11 protein-coding genes are annotated in these 13,027 nt (G+C 43.1%); 5 read left to right on the forward strand and 6 right to left on the reverse strand.

The genetic code is table 11. The features are described 5' to 3' along the window. Nucleotides 1-35 precede the first annotated feature (35 nt). Nucleotides 36-1,028: a sensor domain-containing diguanylate cyclase gene (locus HQN79_RS04560; RefSeq protein ID WP_173284519.1), complete on the reverse strand. Its 993-nt coding sequence runs from the start codon at nt 1,026-1,028 to the stop codon at nt 36-38. 293 nt (nt 1,029-1,321) lie between these two features. Next, on the reverse strand, nt 1,322-1,567 hold the full coding sequence (locus HQN79_RS04565) for a hypothetical protein (RefSeq protein ID WP_173284521.1): 246 nt from the start codon (nt 1,565-1,567) through the stop codon (nt 1,322-1,324). Nucleotides 1,568-1,880: 313 nt separating this feature from the next. Here HQN79_RS04565 and HQN79_RS04570 point away from each other — a divergent pair, with 313 nt between their 5' ends. Together HQN79_RS04570 and HQN79_RS04575 are read left to right on the forward strand one after the other, a co-directional pair. Beyond that, entirely contained in the window at nt 1,881-2,309 is a 429-nt protein-coding gene (locus tag HQN79_RS04570) for a hypothetical protein (RefSeq protein WP_173284523.1), read from the forward strand. A gap of 302 nt (nt 2,310-2,611) precedes the next feature. Further along, the gene (locus HQN79_RS04575; RefSeq protein WP_173284524.1) at nt 2,612-2,974 is read left to right on the forward strand and encodes a group I truncated hemoglobin; all 363 of its coding nucleotides are present in this window, start codon (nt 2,612-2,614) and stop codon (nt 2,972-2,974) included. Nucleotides 2,975-3,144: 170 nt separating this feature from the next. Here HQN79_RS04575 and HQN79_RS04580 read toward each other — a convergent pair whose 3' ends face one another. From HQN79_RS04580 to HQN79_RS04595, 4 genes are all read right to left on the reverse strand, one after another. Further along, the gene (locus HQN79_RS04580; protein ID WP_173284526.1) at nt 3,145-4,254 is read right to left on the reverse strand and encodes a ShlB/FhaC/HecB family hemolysin secretion/activation protein; all 1,110 of its coding nucleotides are present in this window, start codon (nt 4,252-4,254) and stop codon (nt 3,145-3,147) included. Nucleotides 4,255-4,379: 125 nt separating this feature from the next. After that, on the reverse strand, nt 4,380-5,723 hold the full coding sequence (locus HQN79_RS04585; RefSeq protein ID WP_173284527.1) for a hypothetical protein: 1,344 nt from the start codon (nt 5,721-5,723) through the stop codon (nt 4,380-4,382). 16 nt (nt 5,724-5,739) lie between these two features. After that, the gene (locus HQN79_RS04590; protein WP_173284529.1) at nt 5,740-7,233 is read right to left on the reverse strand and encodes an MBOAT family O-acyltransferase; all 1,494 of its coding nucleotides are present in this window, start codon (nt 7,231-7,233) and stop codon (nt 5,740-5,742) included. A gap of 14 nt (nt 7,234-7,247) precedes the next feature. Continuing rightward, nucleotides 7,248-8,990 carry a glycosyltransferase gene (locus HQN79_RS04595; protein WP_173284531.1) on the reverse strand — a complete coding sequence of 581 codons (1,743 nt, stop codon included), beginning with the start codon at nt 8,988-8,990 and terminating at the stop codon, nt 7,248-7,250. A 1,105-nt stretch (nt 8,991-10,095) separates the two neighbouring features. Here HQN79_RS04595 and HQN79_RS04600 point away from each other — a divergent pair. The 3 genes from HQN79_RS04600 to HQN79_RS04610 are packed head-to-tail and all read left to right on the forward strand — an operon-like array spanning nt 10,096 to nt 12,996. Beyond that, nucleotides 10,096-11,562 carry an HNH endonuclease signature motif containing protein gene (locus HQN79_RS04600; RefSeq protein WP_173284532.1) on the forward strand — a complete coding sequence of 489 codons (1,467 nt, stop codon included), beginning with the start codon at nt 10,096-10,098 and terminating at the stop codon, nt 11,560-11,562. Nucleotides 11,563-11,616: 54 nt separating this feature from the next. Next, nucleotides 11,617-12,105, forward strand: coding sequence for a hypothetical protein (locus tag HQN79_RS04605; protein WP_173284534.1), 489 nt, complete (start codon nt 11,617-11,619; stop codon nt 12,103-12,105). 42 nt (nt 12,106-12,147) lie between these two features. After that, nucleotides 12,148-12,996, forward strand: a complete 849-nt coding sequence (locus tag HQN79_RS04610) for a hypothetical protein (protein WP_173284535.1) — start codon at nt 12,148-12,150, stop codon at nt 12,994-12,996. Nucleotides 12,997-13,027: the final 31 nt, after the last annotated feature.

Here is a 13,027-nt window from a genome sequence, read left to right on the forward strand (position 1 = left end):
TCTGCATACAGCTCGCCTTGGCGTTATGAAAGCGGCTATTTGAATGTGACCCGGTTTTTATTTCTGTTCTTTGAGTCGTAAAGGGCCTTATCCGCTCTTAACAGTATGCTCTCGGTATCATCTCCCGGTTGGTAGAGTGTGGCCCCGGCGCTGACCGTCAACTTAGCCGAAACCTTAGCAAAGGAATGGTTCTGAATTCGGCTGCGGATATGGTCTGTATATGCATACAGCGCTTTTTCGTCTGCGTGCGGAACGATAATCAGGAATTCATCGCCGCCCCAGCGGCCGATAATATCGGTTTTTCTGGAGCTCTCATGCATGATGTCGGCAACCGCCTGCAATAGGTGATCTCCGGCGTGGTGACCGAAGGTGTCATTGATCTCTTTGAAATTGTCCAGGTCGACGATAATCAACCCGAACGGCATCTGGTAACGGCCTGCGAGACTGAGATAGTCGGCCAGCGTTTGATCCAGTTTATGTCTGTTGAAAAGGCCGGTCAGTTTATCCTTCACCGAGATCGCTTCCATCTCTCTTAGCGCTCTGCTCAGCTCTTCGGTGCGTTTACTGACTTCGTGTTCAAGGTGCTTATTATGCTGTTTGAGGATCTGTTCGGCTTTTTTGAGGGAGGTAATTTCGCGAGAAACGCCTAAGATGCGTGTGCAATGGTTTTCGCGATCATAAACCGGCAGAATCGTTGTGCTCCATACTCTCGAACCGCTGTCATCAATAACATGCTCTTCTTCGTAGGTGATAGGGGTATTCTGGGCGATGCATCGGTCATACCGCTGGGCAATTTTTTCATAGACGGGGCCTTGCAGAATGGCTTTTAACAGAACGCCGTCAAGTTGTCCGGGATGCAAACCAAAAGTGGCTTCCAGTGAGCGGTTGGATTTCTCGCTGACGTAATCGCCATCGTCGTTAATCCTGACGATAAACATATTGTCGTTACTTGTCTGCCACAGAGTGCGGAACAGTAAAAGCTCGCCTTGTACGAGAGGTTCATGATTGAATTCGTGTTCGGTTACCATTCAGTCGGTTCAGATATTTTCGGCGTCCAAGCCAATGTGAAAAAAATACATTTAAGCATTATAAATCAAGTTTTTAGGGTATGAGAGTGATTATCTCTCAAACGGCATAAAATTGATTTTGTTTGTTGCCGACAGGCAAGGGCCATATCAAGGGAAAGTATTGCGTAATGGAGGGGGGGAGTATGACTCCGCTGATAGAGGCGTTTTTTTGCAACCCTATCAACAGGGGCTTAAGGTAAAACCGTCGAACGCCTTTTCAGCAGAGGTGTTTGTGAATAAAGCTTATTACCTTCTTAGTCGGTATTTTTATTTTCGGACTTGATCTCGAGCCACATATTAAAGAAGTACAAGACCAATCCTAAGCCCAGAATCCACCATCCTACGGACATCATCGGGCCCGACATGCTTTCGAGTATCTCTTTTTCAAGAATCGAATCGATCCAGTAGGGAGAGTAAGCGATAGCGATTCCAAACAAAATCAAAATACGAGCAACCCATTTTCTGATTTCCGGATCGATTTGTTTGAGTGATTGAATCATTCCTTGTACCAACTTGCTAACCTCAAATTTTGAATTTTTTAAATGATGGATCCATTTTAGCTATATTTTTGCGGGTAAGGTTAACTGGATTGCCTGTCCTCGTAAAATTGTATATTAGAGTAATTTGCAAACTTTATCTGTAGAGCGGCAGAAATGAATTTACCGTTAACATAATATGCTTTCCTTGAAGCCCAAATCTCTTAAAAGAAAAATTCTGTATTTCAACAAAATTCCATTTTTTGTAACTTTTTCGACGGTTTTGTTCTAAGTTGTGCTGAGGAGCTCAGGCAGAAAAGTCGATGGTGAACAGAATATGCAACCAGTGATACAAGAAGAGTTAACAGGATGCGGTATTGCCAGTGCCGCGGCCATCGCCGGTATCTCCTATGTGCAGGCGAAAAAAGCGGCCAATAAAATGGGGATCTTTGCGGGCGATGATTCGCTATGGTCAAGCCCGCGGTATGTGCGTGATCTTTTGGACTCTCTTGGTATAGAAACCGATCAACAAGAGAAGCCGTTTAACGCTTGGGAAGAGCTTCCCGATTGTGCACTTCTGGCGACAAAGTGGCATCTTGAAGCGGGAAAACCATTCTGGCATTGGGTCGTTTTTGTTCGCGAAGGGGCGCAAGAATATGTGCTCGACTCTAAAAAATCCCTGAAAACCAATATCCGTAAAGATTTTGCAAGGATGAAACCGAAGTGGTTCATCGAAGTGCATCGCTCGTATCAGGCCGTCGAATAGCTGGATGCACTTAGCATCATTCATTTTGAAAATACACTAGGCATCTAGAGAACGGGTCTCCAGAATGGATTAAAATTGATTGTCTTTTAAATAAGGAGTTGCCAATAAATTCTTTAAAAACAAATACATATTATCAATGCGTTCTCTCTTCCTATACAATTAAGATTCTGTTGCCAAGAGTCTTGCCACTCTGGCAATAAGGAAAAGGGTGCATTTTAGACTCCAGTGAACGTTGGGTGGGGTGATGGCACTCAAACGTTACGTACTCGGAATAGAATCAGTGGATTCGAAAGGAGCTGGAAATGTCTGAAACATTATATGATCGATTAGGGGGGCTGGACGGAATTACCCGTCTTGTCGACGATATAGCTGATGCACATTTGAATAACCCGATTGTCAAAACACGATTTGAAGTTATTGAAGATCTGGATCAAACCAAGCAATGGTTGGTTGAATTTGTTTGTGCCGGAACTGGCGGGCCGCAAGCCTATACAGGCCGAGATATGATCTCGACCCACAAGGGGATGAACATTTCGGAGCAGGAATACCTGGCTGTAGTTGACGATATTATGTCGGCAATGGATAAAAACCAGTTGTCGGAACCGGTTAAAAGCGAAATCCTGTCAATTGTTTATTCTATTAAGGAAGAAATTATTCGTGTATGAACGTGTATGAAGATAATCTCTAATTCCGTGAAATGCTTCAGGAGCATTATGCACGATCCTTGCCGGTCCTGCCGAGCAGCTGTTCGGTAAGGATCGTATCTGATTCATCATGACTGACCGCCTGCACTTTGCCAGAACACTGCCGCCGAATTTCACATAAGAATCTTTATTTATAGCGTGATACGAAGACTGAACCAGGTTTGATGGTCGCTGTCAGTATTGGTAAATTCGTATATTTCCCCGGTGCGATAAACATGATCAAGTTGAGCGGTGAGCCTTGTCGAAAAACGATAGGTTAATCCCAGTCCTACGCCGGCCATGCTTGTTGTATTCGGGTCGAGTGACCAGGCGTAATCGGTATGGTCAAATTGAACTTCCCCATATTGAGCGAGAAGCGCTGCTTCCAATTGCCCGTCTATATCAAAGGGAATGTCGTGACCCAGACGCATCGTCAACAGTAAACCTTCATCTCCGCCGGCTTCACCGGCAGGATAACTCATGACACCAAAAGGGCCTCCCAGGTACATTTTTTCGCTGGCACTTAAATTTCGCGACGCTTTTTGCGCCTGTGCGGAGAGTTGCAATTTAAAGGCATTCAGCAGCCGTCGTGCGTGATTGATTTTCAGTTTGTAGACCCAAAAAAAGCCTTCAGCGTCCCGTCCGGCATTTTCGGCTAAACGGGCATCGTCACTATCAAGGATAAAATTGCCGTGATTCACGCTGAAATTGAATGTTGTTACGTTGTATTCGGAATCCATAAAAAAATCGGTCAGCTTCAGTCGCAGCAGATTGATATGCGAGAGTTCATTGAAATCGATCGAACTGTCTTCTGAACGAAGATCCTTTCTGAACAATTCCAGGTGGGTCGCAAGCTTATGGCTCTCTTCTGAAATAAGCGGAAAGGTTAAACCGGCCCCTAACTGGTCTTCGCGACCCAGAGGCCGGAAGTTGGATGCACTGCCGTCGATGGTGTATTCGTTGCGGGAAGCGAACAGATTGAATTGAATACCTCGATCATCCGTCGGCATTCGTAAATTGAAGCGTGCAGCCTTTGCCGGACCGCTGATACCTTTAAGTGCCTGCAAGTGCAGTTTTCCGTCCGGACCGAGAGGATTGTTAATGTCAAAATCAATCAAAATACGGTTGGTCTCATTGTCATAATTATCAATGACCAAGGCGGTGTTGGTTTTTCTGGTTTCATCCGCTGCGCAATGAAGTGGAAGCACTGCCAGAGTGATAAAAGAGAGGATCGCAATTTGGGTTTGATTTCTTAATACCATTGTCTGCACTCTTAATCCATTAACCCATTACACCTTTAAAATGAAACCCGTTTTTCAGTTCTCTCATTATTTTCCTTTCTGTGTAAGGTGTAAAAGTCGAATGGTTCGATAAGCTTAAATGTCTGTCAGAGACTGTCTTTGGAGACGTTTGTAGCGGATTCTGCAAGTCCAATAGCCGTGTCGCCGTTTAAAGCCTCATGTACCAGTTTATGCAGTTGGGCGACTTCTTCCGATGAACGTTGACGGTAGATCTTCTGCCGTTTTAGCTGGTCCGCTAAATAGGTGTCCATTGATTCTTTTTTCAGGAGAGTGCCAAAGTCAGCTGGAGTCTTATGCTTTGGATCTGAAACCCCGAAGACTCTGTCGAGCACATAATTTCCGACGACTTTTTTGAAGTGGGAGGAATCCCAGTAGTATTTGAATTCCTTGTCACTGCCTAGTTCCGGCATGGGTTCTTCGGTGATTTCAGAATAGCCGTTGAAGTCGAATATAGGCGTATCCGGGAGATTCGGAAAACGGGCGTTCGCTTCATCGACCAGTTCGACAAGGGTGCGCTTTTTGTATTCGATACTTGACCAGCCACTGCCGGCAATTGAAATTTCCAGCTGGTGAATGTGTGCGGGATTAATAACGATACGCAAGTCGATCTGGTGGGCTCGGCAGAATTTGACGATCTGTTTGACATAGCCGAAGGATGTTTCATTCGGGTCAAGCGGCGTTTGCGCGCGCAGAACCGGTTTTTTATTTTTGGCCTCTATCTGCCAGCCGGTTTCATATCCGACCGCTTCCTTATCGGTCATTTGGAAATAGCCGCGCGGGGTCAATTGTTTATAACGACCGTCAACCTGACGAAAGAAGACCTCTCCCATACGCTGGCCGTCCGGAGTGAACCACAAAGGTTCTTCCCACTCTTTGGCTTTGATGGCTGTCTGGCTTGCCTCGAGCGTGTCCAGGCTGGTGAGAATGCGCAGGTCGCCGCTTAGCCAGCGTGGAATCAGGTTGCCGTCGGGATTGCGCAGAACCAGTGGATCGAAGTCCGGCTTGGTTGAACTGGGACCCGGGTTAAGGTGAAAGAGCTCCAGACCAAGTAGTACATGTTTGATGGGCTTGATGGCATAAGCGTGGCGCAGATACAGGTACATCTCACGAGAGGTTGCGCCGTCAAATGCGAGGTTGTAACAGGGACCGTCCAGTTTTGCCAAGCCCGGATGGCTGCAGCTGTAACCAATATGGCTGCGAGAGGTACCTAGAATAATTGTTTGCGGCTTAACCCGTTCAACCTCGTAAGCTTTGAATAATCGAACGCGTGTGTAAACAGGATGACTGATCGACTCGAAATGACCGTTGTCGATTTTGATATACATTCCGAACGGGTCGACCGACTTATTGAAAAGGGCGACAGCCGTCAGCAGCGAGAGCATGACTGTCGCTACACCGACAATATAGAAATATCCGTTGTACTTTTTCATTTATCGCTCCTCCCTGTCAGAACTGGAAATATAAAAACTCTGAGACTTTGGACAGAGACATAACCGATAACCCGGCCAGAGCACCAACGGCAAGCACCCATTGCGGTGCCGGTTTCCAAGCAATAACCTGTTTAGGCGGTTCTGGTTCAAACTCTCCTGCATCCAGTTTGTCCGGGCCGGTATAGCCAACAATTTGTTGGGTGTTCGGTGCAAACCACGCCAGAAACAGTAGCCCGAAGATGACGGGGATAGCCATATCTAGCGGTACCAAGTAGGATTCGGCTGTGATCTCGTTCATACCGGCCATTGAGTGCAAAATAGACAGCGCCGTTCCGATGTCTGCGGCACGGAAAAAGACCCAGGCCACGACAACGGCCAAAAAGGTAATCAAATGACCGAGTCGAATCTCGAGGAAGCCGACGGATTTGGGCATAAATGGCAATTTGGAGCGGATTTGATGCCAGCTGTGGTTTATGACCAGGTAGATGCCGTGTAATGCCCCCCAGACAACAAAGGTCCAGCCTGCACCATGCCATAATCCTCCGAGAAGCATGGTGACCATCAGATTCAAAAGGCGTCTCGCCTTGCCGTTGCGGTTTCCGCCTAAGGGGATGTACAGATAGTCTCTTAAAAAACGCGACAGTGTCATGTGCCATCTGCGCCAGAAATCAACAATACTGGTTGCCTTATAGGGGGAGGCAAAATTCATTGGCAGGTGTATACCGAACATCAAGGCTATTCCGATGGCCATGTCGGAATAAGCGGAAAAGTCAAAATAGAGTTGAACGGTATAAGCCAGAGCAGCAGTCCACGCGGACAGCATGTCCAATGTTGTGCCATTGGCTGCGCTGTCAAACAAGGGGGATGCATATAAGGCCGCGGTATCCGCCAGCAAAACCTTTTTGGCCAGGCCTATTGCGAAGATTGTCACGCCCATCGCCAGGGTTGTATCCAGAATTTTTCCCTTGCTATAAAACTGCGGCATCATCTCTGAGTGATGAACGATCGGGCCAGCGATCAACTGCGGAAAGAAAGTGACGAATAACGAAAAATCCAGAAGGTTGATCTGTTGCAGTTTTCCCTGATAAGTATCCACCAGGAAAGCGATTTTTTGAAAAGTAATAAAGGATATGCCCAGCGGAAGGACGATGGTGGCAATGATAATGTCGACACCGGTCAGTTCGTTGAGATTGTCGACAAAGAAGTTCGCATATTTGAAGTAACCGAGCAGGCTAAGGTTAACGGTGATACCGACAATCAATAAAATTTTTGCCAGGCTCGGCTGTGCGATACGTCTCTCGAATATGGCGGTGGCAACGGCAAAGTTAAATAACATCTGAGGAATCAGAAGTGTCAGATACACCGGGTTCCAATAGCCATAGAACACCAGTGAGAGAATGACCAGAGATAGAAATGAAACTCTGGACATTCCCTGACTTCGCAGAAAGTGGAAGATCACCAATGCAATGGGGAGAAAGACAAACAAGAAGCTATACGAGTTGAATAACATAATAACTCCATTGACTAATCAGTCTTCATGATCGGGTTATGGGGTTCTGAAACCAGTGCCAACTGTTCTTCAGCTTCTTCAGCCAAAGATCGTCTTTTAATCCCTTTTTCGGCTAAAAGGGTAAGGAGCGGGGCACTGAAGAAAAGCAGACTTTGCAGAATCCAGCCAACGGCTACCAGATGAACCAGACTCGAGTCGCTGGCAAACACTAACATCAAGCTGGCTACAGTCAGCATACTGGTGCCGAGTATCAGCTCCGGAAGGGCTGCGCTCAGTGTTCCGATCCCCAGAGGCAGGACTTTGAATTTATTCGTTCTGCGCCAGGGTGAGTTCTCTGTAAACAATCCTCTCAGGCTTGCGACCCTGATGATGTAGTCTAAAGAGGTTGTTGCCATCAGCGCACCGATGGTTTCTTTGATGCTGCATCCCATAGATGCCCGGAAAAGATGCCATTTCAATACCAGCGCCGAAACACCTGAGACCGCCAACGCAATCCATATATGAGATGGGATATGAATAGACTCCTCATGAATCAACATTGAGGCGACAGCCAAGGCCCCGAGCGGAAGTAAGAGAAATTCCAGCCCGGATTTTATCGCTCCCAATCCATGAATGGCATGATGCACTTTTTGCATTGCGGTTAAAGCGGACGCTTTAGCAAATGGTTTGGGTAAAAGTAAACGGTAGTGCCGTCGGAGTTCTTGAATAGGGCCGAATGTCCAGCGAAATCGCTGCTTTTTATAACCTTCAAAGTTTTCCGGAATCAGTCCTTGCCCGTACACTTTATTCAGGTAATGAGAGCGATAGCCTAGAGCATGTATGCGTACACACAGTTCCGAGTCTTCAGTTAAACACCACTCTGCCCAGCCGCCTACTTCATCCAGTACACGGCGTCGTATGATTCCCATGGTGCCGACGGTCAATGCCGCCATCCGTTCATTACGGCTTATCAGTGTTGTCGAAAAAACTAACCGGTATTCCCAGTTGCACATTTTCAAATACGAATCCGAGTTCCAGTCGCGATAGGATTGCGGGGTTTGAATAAAGCCCATTTTAGGATCGTCAAAATAGCCAACCAGTTCGGAGAGAAAGTTTGCATTCACCCGGTAGTCACTGTCTACGACACTGATCAGTTCTGCATCTTCAGCCGTGTTTTGAAGCGCAAAATTTAAGGCTCCGGCTTTGGCTCCCGGTAAATTTTCGAGATGAAAAAACCGAAAACGTTCCCCCAGTTTCTTGCAGTGCTGCTCAACCGGTCGCCACAGGCTGGGGTCCGTTGTATTGTTGTCAATCATCAAGACTTCAAAGTTCGGGTAATCCAGTTTTGCCAGAGTATTTAAGGTATCGATAACCAGTTCAGGCGGTTCGGAATAAGCCGGTACATGCAAAGAGACTTTCGGATAATGCGTTCGTGGAGGGCGTATTTCCGGGTCTTGCTTACGATGCCAGGCTTTTCTGCAGATCACTTCCCATTGTTCATAGCTCTGCACTAACCCGATGCTTAGGCTAACCACTGTGATAACAAATGCGGTGGAAATGATCAGGAATGTTAACCAGCCCACCTCTGCATTGGCTAGTATTGCAACCCCCCAGGCTAAACCGGCCAGACTGAGGTTCAGGTGTGCGGCCATCAACAGATTACCGGCCACTGAAAAACCTCTAAGGTAGTGGTGCGCCAGAGTGGTAATACTCAGAGCGATGGCAATCGGTATCACCAAGGCTTCCAATTCGGATTGCAGAAATTTCAGGGATACCATCGTTGTAACGGTATACAGCGAGGCAATTATGAGTGTTTTGTATAGCGTTAGGGTGATGCTGCTCAGTTTATTGATCAAAAGAAGCAAGACACTAAAAGCAAACAAGAAAGAAGCAAAAGCTAGATTAGTAGCAATTTGTTCCGAAAAATGTACAGAAAACATATGGGTGATCCTCCATTAGCAGATGAGCTGTAGTGGATAACAGGTACAAGTCGCAAACAGTTGCGCGACTTAATATTTAAAAAATATTGCTACGTTTAGAGTTGTTAATTAAATGGATAAAGCACTGAAGGCTTCGGAACTTAGTTGGAAAATTGTTGGGTTAGAATTTTTGATTGCTAGTAAGAAACTATTAAGATCATGCTTTTTCCAGCAGTATTGATGCCAAATACATTAGAAAAGTATATATTGAGCGTTAAGTATATTTATATGTGTTTAAAAATACTGTTATTTCGGATGTTGTTCTAAAAACAGCCAAAACAAAAAAGGCTTTATCACATCGAGTTGTCATTAAATGGATCATTTTTTATCAGAATTGCACAAAAAAGGTGCTAAAAAGCTTTATTTTCAATGAGTAAAATTTCTAGGGGGGGAGGGCAAATGGTATAAGCAAATACGAGTTGTTAAAAATGCTTGTAAGAGAATTGAGGGCTGTTCAAACTTTAAAGTGGTGTAGCGTTATGAGCACTTAAGCCATAAGCACCTAAAACAGTTTGTAATTCCAGAGCGGGCTAGCTACAAAACCGGCTACATTGGCTTTTCGCTAGGCAATAAAAAAGCCCTGAATCATTTCGCTTAAAAACTAATGAAGTCAAGGCTTTGGAATTTGGTAGCGGGGGCTGGATTTGAACCAACGACCTTCGGGTTATGAGTAAACTCTGGAATAACCACTATCTTATTGATTTATAAAATAAACTAGCAATCACGCCACTTCACACTATGTCATAATTAGCAACGATTTTATAAGCCTCCAAATCGCTTCCATAAACATTATTGTCATAGTCCTTTACATAATTTCAATGCTACGTCCGACGGAAAAATACAAAGTATCTTATTATAGGTATAATTCTATATTGACAACAACATGACATTGAAGAGATTTCTAATGAAAGAAGACGTCTATAATTTATTTCTCTACACAGATGATGCCATTTTTGTAAAAGAGTATGGGGTCTCAGTTCACACATTTTATGGAACAGATGAAGAAAAATCTGAATACTTAAAATCACACGTAATAACAGACTTTGAATCAGCCCAGAAATTTAAAATACCGAATAGGTTTAAAATGATTCAAGTGAATGGTGATGAAATTTCAGGATGTATGAGGATTGATTCGGCTTTTCAATCATTAAATATTGCAGGAGCAGCTTTTTTCTCAGAAGCAATGATTAAACTTAATGCTCCCGCTGAACCTTTGTATGTATGTACAGTAATTGAAAATGGTAAACCAGTAGGAATTATGAATACAAAAAAAAGCAAATTTAATGGCAATACAATGAATGCTTTTTTACGAAGAGGTATCGATACAAAATTATCTAAGGAATTGATAGATAAGGGTTACAACTTAAGTAAACTCAAGCAACTTAAAAATTCTGAACTTTCTAATCTTGGTTTAAATGACGACCAAATTTTATCTATTAATGAAGGAGGCCGCCCGCCTATTCCCTCTGAAACATATATCAAATTGCTATATGAATCTAAACGAACATGTTGTGTCTGTAGGGATGCTACAAAACCAATTATTATCCATCATATTGAAGAGTGGAGCCAAAGTAAAAGTCATGACGAGTCAAATTTAGTTGTTTTGTGTTTAGAACACCATGACTTAGCACATACAAAAAAAGAATTAAGCATCGATCTCAGCAAAAAACAATTACGGGAATTCAAGACTAAATGGATAGAAGACGCGAAGACTTCTGATGCTGAGGCTATTCTAGGCCTAGTCTCTCACGATTATTCAAGATGGGATTATTTTAATCATAGACGAATTTATGAATTGTTTTTAGATCTTAATATTAATGCTGAGAACTTCAAAACATTTTCAAAACTAAAAGATGCTGGATATGTTGATGATTTAGGAATTCTCGAAATTTCGACTGTTCAGAAAATGAATGAAAATAGACGTTACATGTACGATGATGGAAATGGCTTTATTCTCGTTTATTATATGAAAGAAGTTTTTGAATCTGTTTTGGCAAATCTTCCAATCATTAACATAACGGACAAATTTGATCGAGCTCAAATTAATTCGTTATTAAGGCCTGGTAGTTTTATTGCTTTTCAAGCAGGATTTTATTACAAAAACATAAACACATCATTATCAGGTACAGACCAACTACGTAGAGCTCATTACAAGAAAAAGGGGATAAAGATAGAATTTACGTTTCCTCCTTTTGAAGCAACCAGCTCTTCATCACATTCTGATAGTTTAACGGGGCACTCTGTTTCAACGGTTATCTGTATAGTAAAATCGATTTACGATAAAGACGATTACTTAAATATTGATGTAAGTTGTTTGGCTATAGGAAGTTACTTTGAAAATTGCAGGTTCAAGCAAGATAAACGTTTTTAAAGCCAGATGCTAGACTGATTTAGTCACTTTTAAACATTTTAGGTATTGTAAATAATGCTAAAAAATCTACTTAATTTTATATCCCAGCATGTACTAAAGCTAGCGTGGTTCACCATGCTGTTCATCCCCTCTATAGGTGGAATTCTTACCTATTTTGGATACGGTACCGCTTTTGCTAGATCTGGAGCCATTCTTGTCTGCTTTGCAATAGTAATCATTTTCTTTAACCATGGAATAAATCGAAACATTGATTATTCCAAAACAGTTCTTGGGCGTCTTTCAAAGTATTCATTTAACCACAAGAAGATTAAAGAGGAGCTGGATGCAGAGCATCAATATCGAACCCCCGTGTTAAATGATATTCAAACAAAATATAACGAACAATTAGCGGTGTTCATACAAGATTTAAGAAGCACTCACTCAAAAGCAGTTGATAGACTTGATGCAAAAAAAGCAAGATTGGTTTTAGTCGAATTCATGAGTGGACTTTTGGGGACTTTGATATGGGGATTTGGAGATTTGCTTGTCAGCCAACCTTGTTGATGCTTTAAGCGTTTCTACTAAATTCTGGTTTCGTTGACATTTATGAAATCCGCCGAATTCAAAGCAAGAATTTTAGAGCTCATTTTCCCTCCCGTTCTTGAAACCTACGAACGGGAGTTCCTGCCACTTTTTTTGAATATCTCAAAGCCAGCATTCCAGTCAATGATTGGGAAAGATGAATCAAATCCCTTCCAAAATCTTGATTGGGCTTTTTTGTACTTAGATGAAGAACAGCTTTACCAGCAAACAAGAGCCGAAGTTACCTCCAATATTTTTGCCGCTTGTGGTTTAAATGCCAACACTCAAGAAGAACCAAAAGAAATGAATGAAAGATTGGTACGATATATCTTGCTCCGCATTCAACGTTATATGAGGAACTTCTCTTTTGATGATGAGCATAATCAAGAACTCGAATTACTCTCTAATCAACTTGGATTTGAACAAGAGTTTTTTGTCAAAGTGTCCATTGCGCAGTTCTACAATTCTTTGAGTGTTGTCCAAAACGGTAAACGCCTGAACTATTTCGTTAATCGTTTTATTGAAAGAGGGAAAAAATTAGACCTAATCAAAGCAGTCAAAGTAGACCCATCAGTACTAGAGTTAGATGCGGTCAAAAATAGACTTAACGAGCTGAGTCCAGTTAAACGCCACAATTTTGATACCTCGATTTTATCAGCAGTTGAAAAACCGTCTTTAACTCCTGACAAGCGCAAGAAATATCTAATGCTTGCCATCTTCCTTAATTTTGCATCTGCACTCGGTTTCTTGTCCAAACCCAACCCAATCACCAATCCTAAGTTGCAACAATTAGCCATCAAGTTTGGCTTAATCACAGACTCTTATATCGATGATGAATTTAGAAAACTCGCTATCTACTACAGAAATCGATAAATTTCTGGGGGGTAACTTTACGAAAACTTAG

Origin of the sequence: Thiomicrorhabdus xiamenensis, from assembly GCF_013282625.1 — a bacterium.
In the GTDB taxonomy this organism is placed as follows: domain Bacteria; phylum Pseudomonadota; class Gammaproteobacteria; order Thiomicrospirales; family Thiomicrospiraceae; genus Thiomicrorhabdus; species Thiomicrorhabdus xiamenensis.